The 23863-nt window shown below is 59.6% G+C and carries 17 protein-coding genes and 7 pseudogenes; 11 read left to right on the plus strand and 13 right to left on the minus strand.

All coding sequences use genetic code 11. The features are described 5' to 3' along the window. Positions 1-40: 40 nt before the first annotated feature. Complete coding sequence (locus HYG81_RS39195; protein WP_226777585.1) at positions 41-748, plus strand: creatininase family protein; 708 nt, start codon at positions 41-43, stop codon at positions 746-748. A gap of 6 nt (positions 749-754) precedes the next feature. Here the strand turns inward: HYG81_RS39195 and HYG81_RS39200 are convergent, their stop codons facing one another. The 4 genes from HYG81_RS39200 to nikB are packed head-to-tail and all read right to left on the minus strand — an operon-like array spanning position 755 to position 6418. Next, positions 755-2296 (minus strand): ABC transporter substrate-binding protein, encoded by a 1542-nt coding sequence (locus HYG81_RS39200; RefSeq protein WP_226777586.1) that lies wholly within the window; start codon positions 2294-2296, stop codon positions 755-757. A gap of 7 nt (positions 2297-2303) precedes the next feature. Beyond that, positions 2304-4538, minus strand: coding sequence for a dipeptide ABC transporter ATP-binding protein (locus tag HYG81_RS39205; protein ID WP_226777587.1), 2235 nt, complete (start codon positions 4536-4538; stop codon positions 2304-2306). Continuing rightward, positions 4539-5474, minus strand: a complete 936-nt coding sequence (gene nikC, locus HYG81_RS39210; RefSeq protein WP_226777588.1) for a nickel transporter permease — start codon at positions 5472-5474, stop codon at positions 4539-4541. Beyond that, the gene (gene nikB / locus HYG81_RS39215) at positions 5471-6418 is read right to left on the minus strand and encodes a nickel ABC transporter permease (RefSeq protein ID WP_226777589.1); all 948 of its coding nucleotides are present in this window, start codon (positions 6416-6418) and stop codon (positions 5471-5473) included. The genes nikC and nikB overlap by 4 nt, the downstream gene beginning before the upstream one ends. Positions 6419-6808: 390 nt before the next feature. On the opposite strand from nikB, the pseudogene HYG81_RS39220 reads away from it, so the two are divergent. The 7 genes and pseudogenes from HYG81_RS39220 (at position 6809) to HYG81_RS39250 (ending at position 13948) form a co-directional block, all read left to right on the plus strand. Continuing rightward, positions 6809-8295, plus strand: a pseudogene (locus tag HYG81_RS39220) (transposase). A gap of 592 nt (positions 8296-8887) precedes the next feature. Further along, positions 8888-9469 carry a DUF7342 family protein gene (locus HYG81_RS39225; protein WP_226777590.1) on the plus strand — a complete coding sequence of 194 codons (582 nt, stop codon included), beginning with the start codon at positions 8888-8890 and terminating at the stop codon, positions 9467-9469. Positions 9470-9472: 3 nt separating this feature from the next. After that, entirely contained in the window at positions 9473-9931 is a 459-nt protein-coding gene (locus tag HYG81_RS39230; RefSeq protein WP_226777591.1) for a hypothetical protein, read from the plus strand. Then, positions 9928-10278, plus strand: coding sequence for a universal stress protein (locus HYG81_RS45855; RefSeq protein WP_226777592.1), 351 nt, complete (start codon positions 9928-9930; stop codon positions 10276-10278). The genes HYG81_RS39230 and HYG81_RS45855 overlap by 4 nt, the downstream gene beginning before the upstream one ends. Before the next feature lie 157 nt (positions 10279-10435). Next, positions 10436-10633, plus strand: a complete 198-nt coding sequence (locus HYG81_RS46100; protein WP_226777593.1) for a DUF8131 family protein — start codon at positions 10436-10438, stop codon at positions 10631-10633. 3 nt (positions 10634-10636) lie between these two features. Continuing rightward, on the plus strand, positions 10637-11452 hold the full coding sequence (locus tag HYG81_RS39245) for a sulfite exporter TauE/SafE family protein (RefSeq protein WP_226777594.1): 816 nt from the start codon (positions 10637-10639) through the stop codon (positions 11450-11452). A 15-nt stretch (positions 11453-11467) separates the two neighbouring features. Further along, positions 11468-13948: a heavy metal translocating P-type ATPase gene (locus tag HYG81_RS39250; RefSeq protein WP_226777595.1), complete on the plus strand. Its 2481-nt coding sequence runs from the start codon at positions 11468-11470 to the stop codon at positions 13946-13948. A 158-nt stretch (positions 13949-14106) separates the two neighbouring features. On the opposite strand, the gene HYG81_RS39255 is transcribed toward HYG81_RS39250, so the two are convergent. The 7 genes and pseudogenes from HYG81_RS39255 to HYG81_RS39285 all read right to left on the minus strand — a co-directional run bounded on the left by HYG81_RS39255 (position 14107) and on the right by HYG81_RS39285 (position 19346). Next, a complete protein-coding gene (locus HYG81_RS39255; RefSeq protein WP_226777596.1) occupies positions 14107-14319 on the minus strand; it encodes a CbaC protein in 213 nt (70 codons plus the stop codon). Then, positions 14319-16073 carry a b(o/a)3-type cytochrome-c oxidase subunit 1 gene (locus HYG81_RS39260; protein ID WP_226777597.1) on the minus strand — a complete coding sequence of 585 codons (1755 nt, stop codon included), beginning with the start codon at positions 16071-16073 and terminating at the stop codon, positions 14319-14321. Before HYG81_RS39260 ends, HYG81_RS39255 begins: the two co-directional genes overlap by 1 nt. Then, the gene (locus HYG81_RS39265) at positions 16070-16927 is read right to left on the minus strand and encodes a cupredoxin domain-containing protein (RefSeq protein ID WP_226777598.1); all 858 of its coding nucleotides are present in this window, start codon (positions 16925-16927) and stop codon (positions 16070-16072) included. Before HYG81_RS39265 ends, HYG81_RS39260 begins: the two co-directional genes overlap by 4 nt. Positions 16928-16930: 3 nt before the next feature. Continuing rightward, complete coding sequence (locus tag HYG81_RS39270) at positions 16931-17113, minus strand: cytochrome oxidase (RefSeq protein WP_226777599.1); 183 nt, start codon at positions 17111-17113, stop codon at positions 16931-16933. Between the two features lie 214 nt (positions 17114-17327). Continuing rightward, entirely contained in the window at positions 17328-17963 is a 636-nt protein-coding gene (locus HYG81_RS39275; RefSeq protein WP_226777600.1) for a helical membrane plugin domain-containing protein, read from the minus strand. Then, positions 17964-19105 (minus strand): annotated as a pseudogene (locus tag HYG81_RS39280) (NAD(P)/FAD-dependent oxidoreductase). A 1-nt stretch (position 19106) separates the two neighbouring features. After that, positions 19107-19346, minus strand: a complete 240-nt coding sequence (locus HYG81_RS39285) for a sulfurtransferase TusA family protein (protein ID WP_226777601.1) — start codon at positions 19344-19346, stop codon at positions 19107-19109. 76 nt (positions 19347-19422) lie between these two features. Between HYG81_RS39285 and HYG81_RS39290 the strand changes: the two are divergent. The 3 pseudogenes from HYG81_RS39290 to HYG81_RS39300 all read left to right on the plus strand — a co-directional run. Then, positions 19423-20009: pseudogene (locus tag HYG81_RS39290) on the plus strand (methionine synthase); the annotation flags it as partial. After that, positions 20001-20863: pseudogene (locus HYG81_RS39295) on the plus strand (site-specific integrase); the annotation flags it as partial. The pseudogenes HYG81_RS39290 and HYG81_RS39295, both read left to right, overlap by 9 nt. A gap of 578 nt (positions 20864-21441) precedes the next feature. Continuing rightward, a pseudogene (locus HYG81_RS39300) lies at positions 21442-22229 on the plus strand (IS5 family transposase). On the opposite strand, the pseudogene HYG81_RS45585 reads toward HYG81_RS39300, so the two are convergent. Both HYG81_RS45585 and HYG81_RS39305 read right to left on the minus strand, forming a co-directional pair. After that, positions 22226-22354: pseudogene (locus tag HYG81_RS45585) on the minus strand (hypothetical protein); the annotation flags it as partial. The pseudogenes HYG81_RS39300 and HYG81_RS45585 overlap by 4 nt on opposite strands. Positions 22355-22645: 291 nt before the next feature. Beyond that, positions 22646-23770: pseudogene (locus HYG81_RS39305) on the minus strand (ISH3 family transposase). Between the last annotated feature and the right edge of the window lie 93 nt (positions 23771-23863).

Here is a 23863-nt window from a genome sequence, read left to right on the forward strand (position 1 = left end):
ATCACTATCCCTAATGTTGCGTCGTGACTACCGAACGTCGATGCATCTCGAGACGAGTTCCTGGACCGACGTCGAAGACGCGAGACCGACGGTAGCGCTGCTCTCCGTCGGGAACACGGAACAACACGGGCTACACGCTCCCGTCGGCACGGACACGATCATCGCCCGGGCGATGGCCGCGAAGGCCGACCGGCGTAGCGATCTCAACTCGATCGTCCTCCCGCCGCTGCCGGTCGGCGTCGCGCCGTATCACGGTCACTTCTCGGGGACGCTATCGGTCTCCGCGGAGACGCTCCGACGGTACGTCCGGGACGTTCTCGACTCGTTGTCGGACTCGAGCGTCGAGACGGTCGTGTTCGTCAACGGCCACGGTGGCAACAGCGGGACGCTTCGAAACTTGGCCCGCGACGTCGCCGACGATCCAACGGTCGGCCTCGACGCGTTCCTCTGGGAGTGGATGCGCGCCGTCGACGACCGCGTCGGCCACGCGGGCGAACTCGAGACGTCCGTGCTCCTTTTCCTCCGTCCCGATGACGTCGGCGAACTGGTCGACGGCGACGCCGCGGCCTGGGACGACACGGTTGATGGCGGGGTCGTCCGCCGGTTCACGGAAGCGTTCAGCGAGAATGGCGTAGTCGGTGACGTGACGACAGCGTCCGCCGAACGGGGCGAAGAAGTGTTCGAAGCGGCCGTCGACGTGCTCCGTTCGTTTCTGGATCGGGTCGATCACCGACCGACCGCAGACTGAGTCCGCCTACGAGTCGAACTCGATCGACTCGAGCCCGAACCGCAGTTCGGTCGGGTGGGGATCGAAGCCGTTCACGCCGTTCGCGGTCGCGTACACGTTCGAGTAGTCGGTGATAACGGCGATCGGCGCTTCCTCGACGACGATCTCCTGTACTTCGTAGTAGCGGTCCAGTCGTTCCTCGCGGTCGCTGAGTTCGCGGGCTTGCTCGAGCAACTCGTCGACCTGGTCGTTCTCGTAGCCGTGGTGAAGCGTCGCGTTCGTCGAGTGAAACATCTCGGTGAGGCGATCCGGGTCCGGGTACCACAGCGTCGCCCACGAGGTGAAATAGCCATCGAACGAGCCCTGGCTGACGCGGTCGGCCATCGCGCTGTACTCCATCGTCGTCAGGTTGACGTCGAATCCGACCGCGGCGAGTTGATTCTGGATCACCTGGGCGATCAGCGGGAGGCTCCTGGCGTCGAACATGAAGAACTCGACGGACAGTTCCTTGCCGTCGCGCGTCCGAACGTCATCGACGTCGGTCGTCCACCCGGCATCCGAGAGCAACGATCGAGCGCGGTCGGGGCCGGCCGCGGTGACCTCGAGGTCCAGGTTCGCCCACTCGGTAACGTCGGGCGAGAACGGACTGACGGTGGGATCGAGGATGCCGCCGAGGACCGACTCGGTGATGGCTTCGCGGTCGACAGCATGGTGGACCGCCCGTCGAACGCGCTCGTCGTCGAACGGCTCCGACGTCGTATCGAAGGTGAGGAAGTTGATTCGAGGGGTTACTGGCGTGTACACGTCGATTTCGTCGTCGGCCTCAAATGCGTCGACCATCTCGTGGGGGAGCACGGTCGCCATCTCGAGTTCGTCGTTCTCGAGTTTCATCCGCCGGGTCTGGTCGTCCGCGACGACTTCGTAGCGGATGGACTCGAACTCCGGCGTCTCTCCGTAGTACTCGTCGTGACGCACGCCGCTGACCATCGACCCGGACTGGAACGACTCGAGGGCGAACGGGCCGGTGCTGATCGGGTCCGTGACCGAGCCGTCGTCGTCGATCGCGTCCGGACTGAGGATGACGGCCTCGTGGCGCGAGAGGTGGGCCGGAAGCGGCGAGAACGGCGTTTCGGTCCCGACGGTGACGGTCGACTCGTCGACGGCCTCGACGGTTTCGACCGGGACGGCCGCGAACGCCGAAGAGTCGACCGTCCGGCGGAGCGACTCGACGGCGGCCGACGCGTCGAACGACGCGCCGTCGTGAAACGTCGCGTCCTCGAGCAAATCGAACTGCCACTGGTGATCGTCAAGTCGTTCCCAGCCAGTCGCGAGCCCTGAAGCCGGATTCGCATCGTAGTCGACGGTGACTAGAGCCTCGGTGATCCCCAGCCGGCGCAGCATCGTGCCGCCGTCGAGTGGATCTCGGCTTGGCTTCCAGGGGCCGCCGACCCGGAAGCCGACCGTCTCCGGTTCGTTCGAGAGGCAGCCGGCGACGGCCAGCGTCGCGGCTCCGAGCGTCGTTTTCAGCGCGGTGCGTCGGTTCACAGCGTCTCGTGAGTCGTGAGTCATGTCGCGGTCAACGTCGTGAGTCGGTCGTTCGATCGGTCGATTCATCCGTGCCGTCGGGGTCGGACCCGTCGACATCGATCTTCGCAGCCGCTTGGGGTCTTGCCTCCTCCGCGTCCGCCAGTTCCTCGGCGTACAGACACCGCGACCGTCCCTCACCGACAGACTCGAGCGCCGGCTCGCGGCGGGCACACTCTTCCGTGGCAACGGGACAGCGCGGGTGAAAGGCACAGCCCGACGGCGGGTCGGTCGGGCTCGGTGGCTCGCCGGCGAGCGCGTCTCGGTCCGTGATCTCGGTCCGACCGGCGTCGAACCGCTCGGCCGACGACGAGTCAAGCAACGTCTTCGTGTACGGGTGCGTCGGGTTCGAGAGCGTTTGATCCGCGGGGCCGACCTCGACGAGTTGCCCGAGGTACATCACCGCGACCCGGTCCGCGACGTGGCGGACGACATCGAGGTCGTGGGAGACGAACAGGTACGCGAGGCCGAGGTCGGCCTGCAGGTCGGCGAGCAGGTTGCAAATGGTCGCTTGCGTCGACACGTCGAGGGCGACCGTCGGTTCGTCCAGAACGAGCACAGACGGCTCGAGCGCGAGCGAACGGGCGAGTGCGACCCGCTGGCGCTGGCCGCCCGATAGCTGGCGCGGGTACCGGTCGGCGGCTGCGGGTGAGAGCCCGACGAGCGAGCGCAGGTCGTCGACGTGGTCCTCGCGGCGGGTCGAGTCCCAGCCGGCCTCAAGTAGCGGCTCGGCGATCGACTCGCGGACCGTCCGTTTCGGATCGAGGCTCGCGCCGGGGTTCTGGAAGACGACGCCGATCTCGGACAGCTGATCGGCCGTTCGCGTCTCGACGCTCCCGACGGGCCGATCCCGGAGTCGAACCGTTCCGGCGGTCGGCTCCTCGAGGCCCGCGATCACTCGCGCGAGCGTCGATTTGCCACAGCCGCTCTCGCCGACGAGTCCGACGGTCTCCCCCGGTCGAAGCTCGAGGGAGACGCCGTCGACGGCCGGGATGCGCTCGTCGTTCCCGAGGAGTCGATCAACGAGCGCGTCCGACCGTCGGAACGACTTTTCGACGGCGTCGAGGGCGACGATCGGTCGGTCGGCCGTCGCGGTCTCCACAGCGTCGCTCGTCGTGCGAGCGCTCGCATCCGTTCCGCCGTCGACGGCTATCGATCGGTCGCTCGTCGAGGCTCCCTTCGTCGAACCTATCACCGACTCGAGCGAGCGTTCGCGGGCGGTGGGAACGCCACATCGGGTCGTGTGATCGTCGCCGACCGAGACGACCGGCTGGGCTGTGGCGTGACAGTCGGGCGTCGCCGACGGACAGCGGTCAGCGAACACACAGCCCGTAGAAGGCGGGGAACCGCCGGGCGGCGTCCCATCCACCGTCGGCAGCCGTGATTGTGACTCCAACCGATGGGGGAGACAGCCCACCAGCGCTTTCGTGTAGGGATGGGACGGGTTCGACCGCAATCGGTCGGTTGGCCCCTGTTCGACGACCACGCCATCGTACATGACGACGATCCGGTCGCACACTGCCGAGACGACGCCCAGATCGTGGCTGATCAGCAACACACTCATGTCATGCTCGTCGTTGAGTTCGGCCAGTCGCTCGAGAATCGCCGCCTGGGTCGTGGTATCCAGCGCGGTCGTCGGCTCGTCGGCGATCAACACCGACGGCTGCCGGGCGAGTGCGATCGCGAGCATTGCCCGCTGGCGCATCCCGCCGCTGAACTGGTGGGGGTAAGCATCGATTCGCTCTTCGGGACGGGGGATGCCGACGGTCTCCATCAGCTCGAGGACCTCCTCGCGTCGCGCCCGCGAGCGCAGTCGCGAACTCGCGCCGAATGCGAGTTCCCTAAAAAACGGCTGGCGGTCTGGATCGCGGTGGACTCGACGAGCTTCGGCGATCTGCTCGCCGACGGTGTAGACGGGATTGAGCGTCGTCGACGGGTCCTGAAACACCATCGCGAGCTCCCGGCCCCGGAGCCGGCGCAACGTCCGGTCGTCGGCGGTCGTCAGTTCCCGCCCGTCGTACCGGACACTCCCGCCGACGATCTCGCCCGGATCCTCGAGTCGGACGATCGATCTCGCGGTGACGGACTTACCACAGCCGCTCTCGCCGACGAGGCCGACGATCTCGCCGGCGTCGATCCGGAACGACGCGCCGTTGACCGCGTGGACCGGCTCCGGCTCCGTTCTGAACCGCACGCGGAGGTCGTCGACCTCGAGTGATCCGGTCATTCAGGTTCGCCTCCGCTTGCCGTCATCTACGTGGTCTGGATCCAGGATGTCCCGCAGGCCGTCGCCGAGGACGTTGAAGCCGACGACGGTCAGCGCGATCGCAGCGCCCGGTGCGGTGATAAGCCATGGAGCCGACCGAAGGTAGTTTCGTCCGTTGGCGATCATCGTTCCCCACTCCGCCGTCGGCGGCTGAGCGCCGAGACCGAGGAACGACAGCCCCGCAGCCGCAAGGACGACGGTCCCGAGGTTGAGCGTCGCGAGGACGACGACGGGGCCGGCGATGTTTGGCAGCAGATGCCGGGTAACGATCCGTCGACGCGGCGTGCCGTAGAGCCGGGCTGACTCGACGTACGGACGGTCTATGACGGCGAGAGCGCTCCCGCGAACGACTCGCGCGTACGTCGCCCAGCCGACGACTGAGAGCGCGATGACGACGTTCGTCAAGCTCGGCCCGAGCACGCCGGCGATCACGAGCGCCAAGACAAGTCCCGGAAACGCGAGTTGGGCGTCGACCAACCGCATCAGGGCGGTGTCGACCAGTCGGCTACCGGTCGCCGCGAGCAGCCCAATCGCCGTCCCGATAGCGAGCCGCACGAGCGTCGCGACGACCGACAGCGCGAGCGAGATCCGCGCCCCGTAGACGAGTCGTGTCGCGACGTCGCGACCGAGCGCGTCGGTTCCCAGCGGATGGGCGAGTGACGGCCCCTCGAGGCGAGCACCGAGGGCCTGAGCGGTCGGATCGTACGGCGAGAGCACCGGTCCGACGAACGCGACGATCCCCAGCAAGCAAACGACCCCGCCGCCGAACCGGAGTTGCGCGTTCGTCCGCAGTCCACGACCGGCATCGAATCGCTGCCGGATCAGCCGAAGAGGGCGCTCTACGAGCGCCCATAGTTGGTACCTCGATTCGGCGTGTCTGTTCTCGCGGTCGCTCATCGGCGCTCACCCCGTCCGCGTTTGATCCGTGGATCGAGCGCAACGTACGCGAGATCGACGAGATGGTTCGTCACGACGAAGACGAAGGCAGTCACGAGCACGATTCCCTGGACGATTGGATAGTCGCGTGCGAAGATGGCATCGACCAGCAGTGTGCCGAGGCCGGGTCGCTGGAAGACGACTTCGACGACGACGGCCCCGTTGAGCACGAAGCCGAACTGAAGGCCGACCATCGTCACGACGGGGACCAGCGCGTTTCGCAGCGCGTGTTTGTAGACGACGAGACGCTCGCGGACCCCCTTCGAGCGCGCGGTCGCGACGTAGTTGGCCTCGAGGACGTCGAGCATCGACGCACGGATGAGGCGGGTAAGTATCGCGGCCATGCCGGTGCCGAGAGTGATCGCGGGAAGCACGAGATGGGCGAGCGTCCCGACGCCGGAGACTGGCGTTAGCCCGAGCCAGAGCGAGCATACGAGGATCAACACGTATCCGAGCCAGAAGTTCGGCATCGAGACGCCGATGAGCGCGGTGAACTGACTGGTGCGGTCGATCCAGGTGTCCCGGTAGACGGCGCTCAGCACGCCTGTCGGGACGGCGAGCAACAACGAGACGGCGATCGCCGCCAGCGCGAGTTCGAGCGTGTTCGGCAGGTACTCGAGCAACAGCGATGTGACGGGTTCGGACCGATAGTACGATGTCCCGAGGTCGCCCTGGAGAGCGTCGCCGAGCCACGAGAGGTACCGGGTGAGGAACGGTTCGTCGAGTCCGTGTTCGGTGCGGAAGGCCTCAACTTCGTGCTCCGACGGCGAACTCTGTCGCTGCTCTCGCAGGATCGTGTGGGCCGGGTCGCCAGGCGTGAGAATAACGAATCCGTACGTGATCACCGACACGAACATCATGACGGCCGTCAGTGAGCCGAGTCGAGCGAGGAGCGTTCGTATCATGGTAGCGCCGTCAGCCGTCTTCACCACCGTTGGAATCGACGGACTGTCCGGTACTCGAGGGGCGGAACTGATATCGATCGGCCGTCGCCGCTCCGTGACCGCTCAATCGGTTGTGCGAGGTCGATCGCAGCCGACGTGTTTTGGGCGTCCCGACGAAGCGCGATGCACTCAGAGATTCGGGATCAGTGTATTTCACCACAATTCAAATTTAGTTACTGAAACCTAGTTTGTATAAGTTGTGTTTCCTGACGGTACACCTGATAATAGATGACGGACTCACTGGATCCGCTCTCGGGCTGTACCTGCTGAATGACTGAGAACCACACGGGCATCGAAATTATCCAACAGCTTCAAATAGGCAACTCGCTGCCATTGAGCATCGCTAAGAGTATGATTCGAACCGAATATCTCAATGATAGCTATTCAGAGTGGCACCCCGCTCCGGACTCGTTTCTCGGAATGGTTCGACTCCTCATCTACCGGGAGATTACGGGAGAGAGCTATCGAGCTCTGACTCGGTATCAAGAACTTGCCGAGCCGTTCGAGCTGGAGCATATCCCTGATGTATCTGTGCTGTCTCGGACATGGCGCAATCGCTTCGATGACGGTGTCCGAGAGTTCATTCGGAGTACTGCTCACTTCGTCGTCAAAGAAGTCCACAACCGGGAGTTCTCAGCTCCTTCCGTCCGCCCGAAAAGTGAGGTTGTCGACGAGGAAAATCATTCTACTAAAGACGACGAGGAAGCTGGTCGAGGATTCACTGACGAACAAATCCACCGAACCACGCGCCTCGCACGGGATCACGGCTTCAACGAGTTCGATTCAGGTCGCACCGCGAATGCTACGTATGGAGACACGCAGTTCTTCGAGTTACAAACGTTCATGGGGATGGTCGGCTGTGGGACGCCACAGGGCGCAGCACGCTTCCAATACCGGCGTGGGACCGACTACGGTCCCCACGGGGATACCCATCTCCGAGCGATCAAGCAGTTCGACCTGGAGACACTCATCGAAGGATTCGATGCGGCGACCGACCGGCTTCTTTCGGTCATCGCATCTGAAGCGTCCTTTCGCCGACCGGTGACCGCCGCGATCGACATCACGACCATCCCATATTACGGCGGCGTTGAGGGGATGTCGATGGTTAGCGGCACGAAAGAGCAGGAGCGTCGTGCGTTCAAATTCGCGACTTTGTCGATCGTTCGGCAGAACATCCCGCTGGTACTCGGTGTAGAGTCGATTCGAGAGAGTTCAGAATGGGACAGCAATCCTCCGAATAAGATTCATCGTATCGTCCGACGCCTGGTGAAGCGAGCACAGGAACACGTCCCCATCGAGACGATGCTGTGTGACCGCGAGTTCGACTCCCAGCAGGTCTTGCAGACGTGCTCGAATCTCGGAGTGAACTACCTGATCCCGAAACGGATCAACAGCACGAGCGGGAGGTCATTGAGACGATGGACGACGACGAACAGGAAGTCACCGTGGAACCGGCCTCCGTCAGCGTCGAAGCAGGAAGCCACTCAATGCGGTTCTTGTATGTGCCGTCGACGAAAGGCGATGGCACAGCTGTCTTCGCGACGAATCTTAAGGTCGGACCGGGCGAGGCAGAGATGTTCTGTCGACGGTACAGCCGCCGCTGGCAGATCGAAAACGAATACAAGAACATCAAGCACGACTTCCTCGCGAAGACCTCGTCGAGGAACTACCGGGTACGGCTGTTCTACTTCGTGTTTGCCGTGCTGCTGTACAATATCTGGCGACTCACCGACTTTCTGCTGAAAGCTGGTGTTGACAGAGAGATGGACTACGCACCAATCTTGACTGCCGGCGAGTGTGTAGAACTCATCGCCTCGGCGCTGATTCCGCCTGACTAATCGGCTGCGCTCTCGCCAAGTTAGCTGTCCGTGAGTGGAAACGCTATTCAGCAACGGTAAAACCAGGGCATTTTCTCACATTTGTCTCATCAAAATGTATATAGACGTTCAAGACTGTCTCTTACTGGCGAATAGTATCGCTGGTTAGGATGAATTCACTCTAATACTGACCCCATCCTTCGAAACTCTGTGAACTCCAGACCTGCCATTTCATGTAGCGATATGTGGTATATGGATGGTATAACTCACTATCCTCAAGAATTTAGTCCAACAGGATTAGGCCCCGAGATTATGGCCTCGTGACCGATTCTCACGAATGCGGATTCCGGGCAGCAAACTGCTTTCGAGCGCTCTCACCCCCAGTGCGGTTGCTCGAGAAGTCTTTTGCACACGTCAGTTGAACAGACTTGATTACCTGAATAATTATGATCTTTGAAGTGCCCCGCTGCCGTCGGGTAAGCATGAATTGTAAACTACCTCACAACGCCGCTTCCTCGGGGTAAAGCCGTCAAGACCGAGGGTTTGAGTTTGCTTTAACCCTCCTCAGCTGAGGTCGGGGCGATGGCGAAGGAGAAGTTTCGATATAGAATTAATGACCTCAACCTATATTAAGATGAAGCGCGAACCGTATTGTATGACCGAAGATGAATCGAGCTCCGAGGGCCTGATGGAACGCCAGACCACGGGTGAAGACCGCGTGCGGATGGTTGCCCGGCAGCTATCGGAGCCGCGAACGGCAAACTGGATCGCCTCCGAAGCAGGCTGGTCACACGAGCCGACCAAACGCGTCCTCGAACGACTTGTCGATGATGGCATACTCCATCGTGATGAAACCGGTACTCACACGACGTTTTACCCTGATTACCGCCGCCAAGCGATGCAGGAGGCGATGCGTCTTCGAGACAGCGGGCACACTGTCGAGGAGCTCACGGACCGCCTCACCGACATGAAGACGCAGATCCGGGACCGGGAGGATGAGTTCGATGTCAAGTCACCGAACCAGCTTCGCGGGACGCTCGCCAAGGAGTCCCTTGACGCCGACGAGGAAGACCGTCGCCGTGAGATCGCACGCGAGTGGGAGCACCTTCAGCGGCGCATCCAGATCGTTGGCTTCGCCATCCGCGAATGGGACTTCCTCGCTCCGACGACAGAGCCTGTCGAGGCCAGCAGCTAACGGATGTCGGTCCCGCATCCAGGTGGTGATCCGAACGCGAACCTTCACGCCCAACTGAAGCGAGACGTCTTCGGCCGTGTTCCACAGATCACGGCGGTCAAGGTGGTTCCTGACGATATCGAGGCCAAGCAGCTGCGGGCGATTTTCGATCCGGCTCGCCTTGATCCCCCGACAGGCCCTGATTCGCCAGACCTAACTGTTAAATGGTATCGGCAGGATCCACACGATTGGTTCCGTATCAATTACACCGACCCGAACACGGGCTTTCACGCTGGCTGGCACCAGGACGAGGACCATCCCGATCTCGGACGGACGCATTTCCAGTACTCAGCCGCCGATGAGGAGGACCGCTGGGGAATCACGTTCGAACATGAGACTCCCTCTTTAATCCTCTGGGAAATCGTCGAAGAACTCCTCGAGGACGTTCGTCCGACATACCAGTACGCGAACGAAGAATCATGACTCCCGATAAGACACCTCGAAAACGCGCCGATCAGTCACTCGCGAGTTCCTTCGAGCGATACCTTCAGGCCAAGGGGAAAGGCCGCGGTGGTGACGACGCGAACTACCGACGAAACGCGGCGCGCGAACTCGAGCGGTGGGGGATCGAGACGCGAACCGCGGTCCAGCGGGGCGATCCCGCCGACGAGATCCTCGCCGCCGAAGACGAGTACGAGCCGACGGCGATTCTCGTCGGCCCGCGCGGTCACAGCAGGCTCTGCCGACTGTTGCTCGGGAGCGTCTCCGAAGACATCGTCGCCCGGGCGAAAGGGAACGTCATGCTCGTCCCACCGGACCGGACGACCTGATGCCCAGGAAGACCTAACACGACCGTCGAGCGACACGCTTTCATCGGCCACATGCAAAGCCATCACCGTACTCTTCGGCGAACGGGTGTGCGATCGTACTCTCAGCACCTACGAGCACCATGGTATTATGTCGATAGCTACTGGAGTAATTCCCCGTATGGGACTCAACGCGCTCACGCCGCGGCACGCGCTCCTAGTCGGGTTACTGGCGTTACTTCCCGTTGGCTGGTTCGCATTCGGGAGGTCGACAACTGGCGGGCTCGTAGCCGCTGTCAACGTCGTGCTGATCATCGCTGCACTATATGTTGCGTTGGGGCCGGTTGAAACCGGACACGGTACTACAACAACGCGATAACTGATGTCCAGGATCGCGGCCTCCGCCACATTCGCAGCTAGCTCTCCGATAGTTTCCGGACCACACGTTGACCTGCTGGTGTTTTTCGTAGTTGGGTTACTCGCCGGGGCGCACTGTCTCGGAATGTGTGGACCGCTCGTGACGGTGTACGCAGACAGGGTTCGATCAGCTAACCCGACTCAGCGATCGGATACACTCACTCTCTTTGATGTTCGCCAACATGTGCTGTTCAACCTTGGCCGAGCAGGAAGTTACACTCTACTTGGCGGTATGTTTGTATCATTTGGTGCTCTCGCCTTCGTTTCGATTGACTCCATAACAGAACTCGGCGACCTCTTTCGCGGAGGAGTGGGTATCCTCATCGGCATTGCGATCATCGTCATCGGAGCATACTATCTCCGGGGGCAACCCGGCATTTCACATAACCTTCCGCTTGTCGGCACGCTCTATGGACACCTATCGCCAATCGTCAGAGCACGGGTTGACCGTCTCGCCGCGTCCCCTAAAATCATTGTTCTCGGGGGTATCCACGGTTTCCTCCCATGCCCCATCATTTTCCCCGCCTATCTCTATGCCTTCGCGCTCGGCGATCCTGTACGCGGTGGGATATCCCTCGGAATACTTGGAATCGGCACGATTCCGATATTATTCGCCTACGGAACACTCCTCGGTTCGCTGGGCTCGTCAACCCGAATGCGACTGCACCGCGTGCTCGGGGTCTCCTTTCTTGTCCTCGGGTACGTCCCGCTGCAACACGGATTGGTACTATATGGGATCCACCTTCCACATCCACCTGTTCCGCTCTATCAGCCGCTCTAAATAATCACCGTATCAATGACAGAACCATCTCGATCCGAACCGAACTCGGCCGGCACGACTGGCGGAACCGATACCAAACAGCCGCTGGACTTCACCGCTACGAGCACCGAGGATGCCGAAACCCCGGCAGGAAGTTGTACGCTTTGTGGTCTCGTGACGCCATCCCCACCTGTTACTGACCCGAACGTCGCTGGAACGTTTTGTTGTGCCGGCTGTCTCGAGGTCCACCGCACGCTCGACAATGTCGATACAAACGCTGATGCTGTCCGCGACCGCGCGGCGAGCGAGTCGTCGAATCTGGACGACCTTGAAGGAGAGGACGCCTTCCTCAGCGTTGACGGGATGCACTGTGCAACCTGCGAAGCGTTCCTCGAGACGCAAGCGATAACCACTGAGGGAATTCTCGGAAGCGAGGCGAGTTACGCTACGGATACAATCCGATTGGTGTATAATCCCGACGTTATCGACGATGGTCAACTTTCCGAGGTTATCTCGGGGTACGGCTATGACGCTCGCGAGCAAACGGACGAGTCGAACGAGGAACCGCGAGACGCTGCGCTCGTAAAGTTTCTGATCGGTGGTGGGTTGTTCGGGATGATGGTGATGGTCTGGTACGGTGTTTTCCTGTACCCGACCTACTTCGGGTATGAGCCGCTGGCCGAGTTCGGGAGCTACGACGGCTACTATGTCGGCGTGAATATCTGGCTCATGACCTCGTTTGTTCTCTTCTATACGGGGTATCCTATCCTGCGAGGTGCGTACGTTAGTCTCCGGGCAGGAATGCCGAACATGGATCTCCTCGTCTCGCTGGCAGCGGTTGGTGCCTATACGTACAGCACCATCGCGATGGTACTCGGCCGAACAGACCTGTACTTTGATGTCTCGGTCGCAATCATCCTCGTAGTCAGCGCGGGAACCTACTACGAAAGCCGGATAAAACGCCGTGCCGCGGGATTACTGTCCGATCTCACCGAAACACAAGTTGACGAAGCCCGCCTAGCCGATAACGGTGAGACGGTCCCACTCTCGGCAGTTGAGTCCGGTGAACAGTTGCTCGTCCGTCCGGGCGAGCGCGTCCCGCTTAACGGAACCGTCTGCGAGGGTCAAGCGGCTGTCGACGAATCGCTGATCACCGGCGAGTCCCTACCTGTAACAAAGAAGGTCGGGGATCCCGTCCGCGGCGGTACCGTCGTCACGGACGCAGCAGTCGTTATCGAGGTTGGTGAAAGCGTCGAGAGCACGCATGATCGGTTGATCTCCCTGCTCTGGTCGATTCAGAGCGCCCGTCCAGGTATCCAGCGACTTGCGGACAGACTTGCGACGGTTTTCGTCCCGATTGCCGTCGGACTTGCGTCGGTCGCGACGATCGCGTTGCTCGCGACTGGCTCGAGTCTGGGGACAGCAGTGTTGGTCGGATTATCGGTCGTAATCGTCTCCTGTCCGTGCGCACTGGGTCTCGCGACGCCGTTAGCGATCGCATCAGGCGTCCAGACCGCAGCACGACGGGGGATCGTCGTCGTGACAGAGACGTTTTTTGAGGATGCTCCTGATGTCGATATTGTCGTTCTTGACAAGACAGGTACCCTCACCGAGGGACAAATGTCCGTCACAGCCGTCCACAGTGCCCAAACTGGAGCCGAGGACTCGACGACAGCAATCACTGACGAGATTTTACACCGCGCTGGATCCGTCGAAGCGTTTTCTAAGCATCCGATCGCCCACGCGATCGCTGATGAAGCATTTGAGGACTGCGAACGCGACTCCATCGTGAACGTAGACGAATTCGAACGGGAACCTCGAGGCGTTAGTGGCGTCGTCGACGGTGAACGGGTATTCGTCGGCCACCCGGAATTCGTCCGCGAGCACGGCATGTCGATACCGTCGTCACTCGAGCCTCAAATCGAGTCCGTCCGATCTGACGGCGGCGTACCGGTTGCCGTCGGTTGGCGAAACCACGTACGCGGTGTCATCGTGGTACGCGATTCGCTTCGCGAGAACTTGCACCGCGTAATCGATCGGCTGGCAGCTGATCGCGAGGTCGTCGTTCTCACTGGCGACGAGGGCGCAGTGGCCGATCGGTTCCGGGATATCAACGGCGTCGACAAGGTCTTCGCGGCGGTCCCGCCGGAGGCCAAAGCCGAAACGATACGTCGTCTTCGCACACGTGGGACAGTCGCGATGATCGGCGATGGAAGTAACGATGCGCCTGCTCTGGCCGCTGCGGATGTCGGGATTGCAATGGGGAGCGGCACAGATCTCGCGATTGACGCCGCAGACGCCGTGATCCTCGGCGATGACCTCACCGCCATCATTGACCTCCTTGACGTCGCCTCGGGAACATATCGGCGCATCCGGCAGAACCTCGGCTGGGCGTTCGCGTACAACGCGATAGCCATTCCGCTCGCGATTTCCGGCTTCCTGAATCCGCTGTTCGCGGCAGTCGCGATGGGAATGAGTAGTCTACTCGTCGTCGTCAATTCTTCGCGACAACTGTGAGGGAATACGTGTTTGCACTTCGGTCTTGGATATCATCAGTCACAGTACCGGCCAACCTCACCTCTCGAGCCCTCTCCGAACAAGACGACATGTGTTGATCACGAAATCGATTCAGCATCGAACGGTGGCAGTGCCACACTGGTCGACGAGGCTTTCAGTCATTTGTCGCGAAAGTACTCTAAATCAGATAATTGTTTGGCGGTCGGCCACACCGCCCACAAGAGAAGTGTCCCGATCGCGACCAGTCCGATAATCGCCGCTTGGAGCGGTGAGATTCCGATGCCGAAGAACGCGAGGATAGTACGCCCCTCGACGAGAGCAACGAGAATCAGAGCGATGAGGATCAACAATGTAGCAAAGGAGATGCGCATCAGATTGGGACAACTTCGATAGCCGACAGTACGTATTGTAGAATCTTGAGGCCATCGATAAAGACAGGGAATGGATTGACATCAGGGCCCAAGAGACCGCCTTGGCTTATGATGGCGGCCAGCGGAAGCGTATACGCGAGGGCGACCAGCACGAGAGCAATCGCCGTCCATAAACGCAGATTATCGAGGACTCGTGGCGAGTCCTCTGGACCGGACAGCGCTGGTGGGATCGTCCCGTCGACGATTGGTTCGCTATCGGTATTGAACACCGTTAGGAGCAGCAGTCCGAGAAAGAGCATCGCGGAGATGAACAATAGTATTCCGCCGAGGGCGATCTGAGCGTTGAGTTCGGCCATCGATCCGACACCGACATCGTACTCGAAACCATACTGCGGTTCCGCCGTGCGGCGCGGAACGCCGAAAAGGCCGGCTCGGTACATCGAGTTCGTCATGAACACGATGCCGATAAACCAGAGCACAACCTGAACGAGAGCAACCCGCCGGCTGATGAGTCTATTTCCGGTTAGTTGGGGGATGAGCCAGTACGTGCCAGCCATGAATGTCAGCGCGCTTGCGGTGCCGACCTGCGTGTGAATATGACCGGAGATCCACAACGTGTTGTGGACGAGGTAATTGATGTTCATTCCCGCGTTGACGATACCGGTGAATCCGCCGAACGCAAACACCGCGCCGGCCAGTGCCATGCCGGTGAATGCCGGATTTCGCCACGGGAGGGCTCGTAACCAACCGAACGTCCCCTCGCCACCCAGCTGACGTGCACCGTGTTCCATACTGGCGACGACGGTGAATGCTGTCAGTAAACTGGGTAACAAGAGGAACATCGTGTTCGTCATCGCTATAAATTTGAACCCTTCCGCTATGCCAGGATCGAGATATTGATGGTGGATTCCGACCGGCGTCGACAGCAAGACGAACAGGATAAACACGACTCTGGCGAGCGGATCACTGAACAGTCTTCCGCCGGAGACCTTCGGCAACACGTTATACCACAGCAGATACGCCGGCAACACCCAGAAGTAGACAACCATGTGGCCAAAGTACCAAAACAGCGTTCGCGTTAGCAGCGGATTGACGCTCTCGATGATTCCCAGTGACCACGGGAGGAGAAATACCACGATTGCGACCACGACGCCGATCGACCCGAGGTACCACATGATCATGGTCGTCAGCACCATGAACGTCGGCAGCGGGATCCGCTCGTCGGGATGGTTTCCTTTCCAGACCCACCACGTCCGGAACCAGTCGGCTCCCGCGAGCCAGATTCCGATGAAAAAGGTGGCAAGTCCCGCATAAAACAGCGGATGGGCTTGCAACGGTGCGTAGAACGTAAAGAGAACGTCTGCGCTCAGTTCCGAGCCAAGGACCATTGGGGGGTCGTCTAGAAATCCTGCAAGTATGGAAATCGCGACGAGAAGCGTACCGATCGACATGAGTCCATACCACGTCCAACTGATTCGCATATCGACGGGGCCTCGCTCGAGGCTGACGGTCACCGCCCATTGATAGAGTCCAACGAGGAAGAAAATTGCGAATGTGATGACAAGGAAGACACCATGCCCAGTTAGAACCGTATAGTACGTCTCCGATTCAAGAAATCGAAACACATCGGTCCGGTGAAGCGCCTGGATGAGCCCGAAGAGTGCCCCGACGCCGAACGCGGTGAACGCAGTCAGAAAGGCGGCTCGAACGAGTCGAGCTTGTGCGGGATACTCGTCAACAAACAGTGCAGTCACGTCCCGCCACCTCCGTTAGTCTCGTTCGTATTGTTGTCTGCACTATCATCACCATCGCCGTCAGAGTCGGTTTCGTTGCCGCCCGTTCCTTGGGGTTCGACCGTCACAGTCCCGGTTTCTTCGTATCCGTCGACGGAGACAGTCCAGTCGTGGTCTCCCTCATCGAGGTCTTCGCTATCGACGGTAATCGAGATGTTTTCAGTACTGTCTCCCTCGACGGTGATGTCCTGCTGGATCGTTTCGTTGCTGATTTCGGTATCAACCGTCGTCTCGAGGGGCTCGTGTTCGCCGTTCTCGATCGTCGCCGTCAGTTCGACGTCCGCTCCCGGTTCGACGGACTCCGGTGCTTCGACGGTCAGTTCGGTCAGATCGAACTCGTCTTCGGGCTGGACGATCAGTTCACTTTCCATATCGTGGTGGCCAGCACCGCAGTACTCGTTACAGATGATACCGTACTCACCGGGCTCGTTGAACTCGACGGTCAGTTGCGCGATCTCTCCGGGAATAACCATCGTATTGATGTTCGTTCCGGGGATGGAGAAACCGTGGACGACGTCCGAGCTCGTCACGTAGAACGTGACCTCACTGTCAGCGGGAACCTCGATCGGATCGGGCTGAAAGATCCACGTCTGCGCGATAACGTACGCTTCGTATTCGTCCTCGCCGACCTGTTCGACGCGCGGCTCCCCAAACCGATCATCGTCTCCGATATCGTCTGGTGCGATCGTCGATTCGTCGTCACCGATCATCGTGATTCCGAGTCCGACCGATCCGTAGGTGATCGTCAAGATGAAGCCGACGATCAATACCATCGATGCGACGAGCCACAACTTTTCGTAGGCGTGGATCTTCATCTCTTATAAACTCACCAAGAAACCGAGTAGTCCGATTACCGTTGGTCCGTTTCCAAGAAATTCGACGAAGTACGTGAACAGCCACATCAGCGTCAGCACTACGAAGTACAGCACGATCAGGGCGAGCGTCCCTCGAGGATCAAACTCGTTGTGGCCGAGTTCTCTCGAGATCGATGCCTTGTCCATGGATTTCCCCACCACAAATTGGTCCATAAATATGTGGTGAATACCCATGATATCCCAATATACATGAGCCCTTACAGTACTGTACGACACTCTCTTTATACATACATTTAATATCGTATATCGGTGTATATATAAGAAAACTATGTAAACGGCTGCGACAAAAGGGGCGAAACCGTCGATCCGCATTATCCGTCTAAGAGGGACGAACGACAAATTATCGGGTCGTTCGTCCCAGCACTTTCGCGAGTGAGAGGAGAAAGCCCAACCCTGCCTTGACGTCCGGATTGCGCAACGCCTTCACGACTCCGATCGGACCGACGAATTCCGCCGGTTCGGAACCAGCCTCGCCGACGGCCTCGAGCAGCGACTCGAGCGTCCGGGCCACGTCGTCGTCCATCGCGGTGTCGGCGACCTCCCCCAGTCGCGTCCCGGTCGCCGCGAGGTCGGTCACCATCTCGTCGTCCATCGCATTCGATGCGAGCGCGAGTAGGTCCGCCATCGCCAGCAGGTCGTCGAGCGCGCCCGACCGCTGCAGGCGGGCGAGGGCCTCGATCGCGTCGGCTAGATCGTCAGCGTTCTCGCCGGTGGCTTCGCCGAGTCGCGCGGCCTCGGGCGTCGCTAACCCGTCCGCTGCGGCGCCGAGGTTCGTCGTCGTCTCGGCGAAGTCCTCGATCATCCGGTCGTCCATCGCAGTGGTCGCGAGGTCCGCGGTGTCGAGCAGTTCGTTGACGACGCCGAGGTGCTCTATGAACCGGGCGACCTCGTCGGGATTGTCGGCGACGAGTTGCTCGAGAGTCGGCTTTCCGGCGTCGGCGGTCTCGTTCGCGGGCTCAGGTTCAGATTCGGACATCTACAGCAACCCCTGTGCGGTGAGCCAGTAGGACTCGTTGTAGCCGAGTTTCGCCCAGTGAAGCGGTTTCGACGGTTCGCGGACGGACGGCTCCTCGCCGGAGGAGAACTCGATGAACGTGGCCTCGTCCATCCCGGCCTCGAGGAAGCAGACGGTCTTCTCGTCGTAGGTCACCGTCGGCGTCTGCCCGCGGGCGCGGCTGGCGATCCGATCGGCGACGACGCCTGCCTCGTAGTGGGCGACGCTGCCGGCCTTGCTCGTCGGGACATCAGCGACGTCGCCGATCGTGTAGACGCCCTCGGCCGCCGTCGCCTCGAGCGTGTGCCTGTCGACGTCGACCCAGCCGTCCTCGCCCAGCCCCGCGTCGGTCACGAGGTCGCTGCCTCGGTGGGGCGGGATCGCCACGAGCAAGTCGTACTCGAGTTCGTTGCCCTCGACGGTTTCGATGACTTCCGCGTCCGGGTCGACCTCGTCGACGTTGAAGAACGTCTCGAGGGAGATGTCGCGCTCCTCGAACAGGTCGGTCGCCCAGTCGGCGACCGACTCGAGGCCGTGGGCGCGGTTGATCGGGTGCGTGTAGGTGATCTCGATGTCCTCGCGACGGCCCCGTTCGCGGAGCCAGTCATCGACCATCAGCGGGAACTCGACGGGCGCCGCCGGACACATGTGCGGGACGCCGACGACGCTCAGTACGAGGTGGCCCTTGGTGAAGTCGGCGAGTTCGTCCCGGAGCCGCTCGGCGCCGTCGGGGCCGTAGAAGTGGTGGCCGCCCTCGGCGAGTCCGGGTACGGCCTCGGGCTCGAGATTCGCACCGGTCACCAGCACGAGTTGATCGTAGTGCAGCGAGGTCGTCCGATCGGCGAAGGACAGGCGATTCCGCTCCGTATCGACGCCAGTTACCTCCTCGATCGTCAGGGTGACGCGACGGTCGACCAGTTCCTCGATCGGCCGTTTCGCGTCGTCGACTGTCTTCTTCCCGAAGGGCACGTACAGGAACGTCGGCTTGTAGACGTGGTACGGATCGGCCGTGATCACCGGACCCCGACCTCGCCGGTCTCGATCTCGGTCTGTAGTTCGCTCGCGAGCCGATTCGCGAGGACCGTCCCACCCGTTCCGCCGCCGACGATGGCGATTCGATGCATCTCAGTTGACCTCCAGGTAGATACTCCAGTACTCGTTGCGCTCCTCGATGTCGACCAGGTCGTAGCCGGCTTCCTCGAGCCACTCCGGAACGTCGGTCGTCGAGTTCCGTTCGGTGGGCTGAAGCTCGACCACGGTGCCGGCGTCAAGGCCTTTTACTTTCCCGATCAGGTCTATCAGCGGGCCTGGACACGATGCGTCTCGTGAGTCGATCGTCACGTCCGGATTGCGTGCGTCAGTCATTGGTATAGGGTTGCAGATTGCGTCGTCGTCGTTCGAACTCGTTTTCCGAGATCTCACTGCGTGCGTAGCGCTCGCGGAGTTCCTCTTCGCCGTCGCGGACGCGATGCAAGCGGAGTACGAACTGGTCGCCGAGACCGGAATGACCCTCCAGATCGACGCGCTCGAACTCCTCACCATCGGCCAGACGGCGGCCTACGCGGACGAACCGCTCGAGGACGTCAAGGAAGCGACGCGCCTCCACGTCGAGGCGCTCAACGAGGCCCTCGAGAACATCCCCGCCGAGCAGGTCCGCCTCCACACCTGCTGGGGGAGCTACGAGGGCCCCCACCACCTTGACGCGGACCTCGTTGACCTCCTGCCGGAGATCTACGAGGCCGACATCACTGGACTGAGCGTCGAACAGGCCAACCCCCGCCACCAGCACGAGAGTACCGCGCGTTCGCCGAGCAGCCGCTTCCCGACGGCTGGACGCTGATGCCCGGCGTCGTCGACGTCAAGACGAACATCATCGACCACCCGGAGACGATCGCGGACCGCCTCGAGCGCGTCGCGGACGCGGTCGACGAGTCAACGCCGATTGTTGCTGCGCCCGACTGCGGCTTCGGCACACAGGCCGGCCTCGGCATGGTCGACCCCGAGATCGCGTGGGCCAAACTCGAGGCGCACTACGCTCAGCGGCAAGCGCGATGGCTCCACTTCCTGAAGACGACGGCCGCAAACCCGGCGACCAGCAAGCCTGGACATCAGAGCAGCGCCACGTCCTCACCCGGCACGTCGACGAGCAAGCCCGCAGAGCCATTGAGACGTACACGACACTCCCGGATGAGCCCCTCTGGAGAAGCAACGAGCGCGCTACGAGGCGCTGAAGGCAGTTCGTGACCGCGCCCTCGTATTCGTCCTCGCGTACACAGCTGTCCGGGTTGGCGAACTCCTTCGGGACCCGAACGATCCGCGCCGGCACGAGGTCCAGTAGGAAGAAATCTCGCTTGAGGACGGGAGTATGGATGTCTACCGGAAGAAACAGCAATGGGACGCCGCAAGCTTCCCTGATCCGATGATATCCCCGCTTCGGAGCTACCGAAAGCTGATGGATCCATCAACGGAGCGGTGGCCGGTGTTCCCAATGTTCGACCAGCGGACACTTGCGACGCTCGTACAGGGCGTACTGGCCGACCGAGGGGAACGCCCGGATGCAATCGACGAGCGACGTAGCGAGCACGCTCGTGACCTCTTATTGGCGCTTGATAAGGACGTCCGACCGCCGTTGATTACGATGGATGGAGCACGGTTGACTCTCCAACGTATCTCAGAGGCGCGGAGATCGATATTGACCATCCGAAACACAATTATCTTGCACCTCACGGCGGTCGACGCGGGATGGGGAGGTTCTCGTTCGGGCGTTTGGCTACACCGTCGCTGCCCAGTACTTGGATAACTCCAAGGAGATGGTTCGTGAGCGCTACTCCCACATCGAGGCCGGTGAACTCGGCGATATAGCGATAGAAGCACTAGAATAGATTGATAGTATTACAGAATAGTAGCTATATTCTCAGCAATAGTTGGTGACTGTTGAGTCAAAGGATTGTAGTAGAGAATCGTAAAAATCCGACTCAGAAACCTACTGATGAAGGGATTATTTTATCACCAACATACCAGTGGATTGTAACCTCATGCTATTATGAACATATAATCTGATCCTAACTAAGATGTCCAAACTTTATAACCCGTCCAGTAGTTAGGTGTACATGCATGTTTGACGTAGTAATGCATACAGGTACAGAACATCCAAACTTAATCTGGATACTTGTGCCCAGTTTGCTTTCGTTCTTCACAGGGATTGGTGTCAGTATGAAGGCGGGCCGTCTACAGGAATGGCTCCAGCAACCAGATACAGAGGCAACCAATTAGTATGGTAAAGGATTCAGACTCTTGAATCTCAGCGCCAGAAACTAGTGATATCGATCTCGAGGATACTTTATCCCGCCATGTTTAGACGCTAGCCAGATGCCATCTTTACTAGGAATTTGAGTAGCTGAGTCAGGAAGCGGCGAGTATGCCGTCTCAGCTCGCCCGCTTTACCGACTGATGTGTCGGTTTGTCCCAGAACGCTGTCATCAGCGAGGCTGCTCCGGCGGTCGAGAAGGGTGATGGCGGGTACGCTGACTGGGTCATTGTCTCGATTCACTGCCTCAGCGAGTACCTGAACCAACCGTATCGACGGCTGCTCGATATTCTGCACGAAATGCCCAGAACCGTCGTCAAGTTCGGACTTACGGTAGATAAGTTATCGGATTTTACGACTGTTTGTATGAAGAGCTAAGACCGCGAAATGCGTATCTGGCACGTTTTGCTCCGGTTATCCGTTTCACCCCATGAGCTCGGCGATATCCAAGCAATCAACGCGACAGGGTTCAAACGGCATCAAGCCAGTCATCACTACGCTCTTCGTGCCGGATCCAATTTTGATGATATCAAGATGACAGCGCTCGTCGATTGTGATACCGGTGTCATTCTCGACATTCATTGGTCGATGAAACGGTACATGACACGCAGGTTGATCGGCAAGTTGTTCGGAGAAACCTAGTGCGATTGAACACGATCGGTGCTGACAAAAGCTACGACTGGGACGCGCTACGGCACGAACTCAAGAACGTAGCATTCGCCCGGTGATCAAAAAATCGTGAACTCTGCTCACTTGACAAAGCACACAATGCTCGTCATGACGAAACCGTCTATCACCGCCGGTCGATCGTTGAACCGATTTTCTTCGCACTGAAACATGGTTCGGCGGAGACGTTGCGTGCTAGAACGTGGTTTGGACAGTTCAGAGAACTCGTCCTAAAGGCTGCCGTCAGAAACACGGAGCAAGCTGTGAAGCGCTAATACACCGATTTCACGCGTCTAAACAAGTCTGCCTGTTCATAATCAGATCGCTTTTTCCCACTAGTGATGACTAACTTCCCGGATCCAAAGAGGAGAGAAACGACGTCTGGTTGTCGATTGGAATACTAACCTATAGTAGCCGCTGAAAGTCACTACACACCTAATTACACGATTGCGTTGCAATCAGTATGTTAATCGTTTCAGTGGCTACTATAGGGAACTGTTCTGGCTTATATTCAGTCGATCACACCGAGAGGCTCACAATCTCTTCCAGTAGGCACTGAATCTACGTCTGTGATGTCTGGATAGCCTCCGGAACGATGGTGAGGTCTGATGTTGGTCAGTCGCTGTCGACGGCGATCGCCACCGACGCGACAATATTGCCACTCACGACTACTGGCCCAATTTAGGGACAGCTACCGGAAAAATCGGTCGTCGAGTGATTGATTCGCTAGGACAACTCTGTGCACACCGAGAGCTGTCCAGGCAGTACGAATCACCATCTCATAGAGCTCCGTGAACGACAATTCCCAGAGGCGGCGCCTCCCACGGCGGGGCGCCGCCACGTACATCCAGTGAAGGTATCGCCAGACGTTATACAGCAATAGACTCACGACAAACAGCAATAACCGAAGCCCGGCGTCCCGAGAACTGGTGAGAGCAAGGCTCTGCTTGGCTAATCGATAGCTTGACTCGATGCCGAAGCACTTGCGATAGTGCTCTCGTGCATCCTGTGGTGTGTCGATGAACGGCGCGTCAGCGGCGTAGCCGTGATGCGCCACCCTGTGCTCGTAGTATCGTCCTCACTAGTAGACACAGTCGATGAACACAGGGAATGTTACCCGCCCAGCGAGTTCGTGTTCGATCACGCGATCCAGCCTCTGCTGAGTTTGTCTTGAATCGTCTCGCTCTACTTGACGATTGGCATGATGTAGGCGTAATTGTGTGCGTACAGCAGTTCGAGATAGGTGCTGTTGTAGAATCCACGGTCAAGGTAGACGGCCTTGACGCGCAGGTCAAGGCCCTCGAGAAGTTCGAGGAACTCATCAAGAGCATCGCTGGTGGCTTCGCCAGCGTGTATCACTTGTTACGCACCCGTGCGTAGAGCGTGACGTAGGCGTGAAAGGCGGTGGTTCCTCGTTTCGCCTGCGAGAAGTGCAGTGACTTCGTCTCGTCCTCGTCACCGTAGTAGGATCGAGGTGGAGGTCGGCGACGACCTCCACCGGTCGATCTGGAAGCATCCCAAGGGCATCCTGTTGAAGGAGTGTGTTCTCAACCGCTTCAACGGTATCAAGATCGAACTAATCGGTAAGATATCCACGGACGGTATTGGCGTAGGCTGAGTCGTTAGTTTTCTCGCAGACGTGATTGATCGAGGTCTCGCCGGCAAGGACCTCGTACAATTCCTCCGTCGTGACCTCTACGCTCTCTCCGAGGTCTAAGGAAAGCTCCTTATCGAGACTGTTGACGACAAAATTAAGCAGGTGCTCTTCTTTTAGCTCGTTGTCTACTTGGGTTGATTGTACACCTTCTCCAAGCAGACACTCCTCCTAATCTGATGTGATCGACTGATACTCGATGTTTTCAAGACCAAGACCGGTTGCGCTCGCGTTCATGTTGAGATTTTGACCAAC

The sequence above is a fragment of the Natrinema zhouii genome, from assembly GCF_013456555.2.
Taxonomy (GTDB): domain Archaea; phylum Halobacteriota; class Halobacteria; order Halobacteriales; family Natrialbaceae; genus Natrinema; species Natrinema zhouii.

Bases quoted from the DNA above. Each gene is read 5' to 3' on its own strand.
- HYG81_RS39195 (WP_226777585.1), top strand. From the start codon at position 41: ATGCATCTCGAGACGAGTTCCTGGACCGACGTCGAAGACGCGAGACCG.
- HYG81_RS39200 (WP_226777586.1), bottom strand. From the start codon at position 2,296: ATGACTCACGACTCACGAGACGCTGTGAACCGACGCACCGCGCTGAAA.
- HYG81_RS39205 (WP_226777587.1), bottom strand. From the start codon at position 4,538: ATGACCGGATCACTCGAGGTCGACGACCTCCGCGTGCGGTTCAGAACG.
- nikC (WP_226777588.1), bottom strand. From the start codon at position 5,474: ATGAGCGACCGCGAGAACAGACACGCCGAATCGAGGTACCAACTATGG.
- nikB (WP_226777589.1), bottom strand. From the start codon at position 6,418: ATGATACGAACGCTCCTCGCTCGACTCGGCTCACTGACGGCCGTCATG.
- HYG81_RS39225 (WP_226777590.1), top strand. From the start codon at position 8,888: ATGACCTCAACCTATATTAAGATGAAGCGCGAACCGTATTGTATGACC.
- HYG81_RS39230 (WP_226777591.1), top strand. From the start codon at position 9,473: ATGTCGGTCCCGCATCCAGGTGGTGATCCGAACGCGAACCTTCACGCC.
- HYG81_RS45855 (WP_226777592.1), top strand. From the start codon at position 9,928: ATGACTCCCGATAAGACACCTCGAAAACGCGCCGATCAGTCACTCGCG.
- HYG81_RS46100 (WP_226777593.1), top strand. From the start codon at position 10,436: ATGGGACTCAACGCGCTCACGCCGCGGCACGCGCTCCTAGTCGGGTTA.
- HYG81_RS39245 (WP_226777594.1), top strand. From the start codon at position 10,637: ATGTCCAGGATCGCGGCCTCCGCCACATTCGCAGCTAGCTCTCCGATA.
- HYG81_RS39250 (WP_226777595.1), top strand. From the start codon at position 11,468: ATGACAGAACCATCTCGATCCGAACCGAACTCGGCCGGCACGACTGGC.
- HYG81_RS39255 (WP_226777596.1), bottom strand. From the start codon at position 14,319: ATGCGCATCTCCTTTGCTACATTGTTGATCCTCATCGCTCTGATTCTC.
- HYG81_RS39265 (WP_226777598.1), bottom strand. From the start codon at position 16,927: ATGAAGATCCACGCCTACGAAAAGTTGTGGCTCGTCGCATCGATGGTA.
- HYG81_RS39270 (WP_226777599.1), bottom strand. From the start codon at position 17,113: ATGGACAAGGCATCGATCTCGAGAGAACTCGGCCACAACGAGTTTGAT.
- HYG81_RS39275 (WP_226777600.1), bottom strand. From the start codon at position 17,963: ATGTCCGAATCTGAACCTGAGCCCGCGAACGAGACCGCCGACGCCGGA.
- HYG81_RS39285 (WP_226777601.1), bottom strand. From the start codon at position 19,346: ATGACTGACGCACGCAATCCGGACGTGACGATCGACTCACGAGACGCA.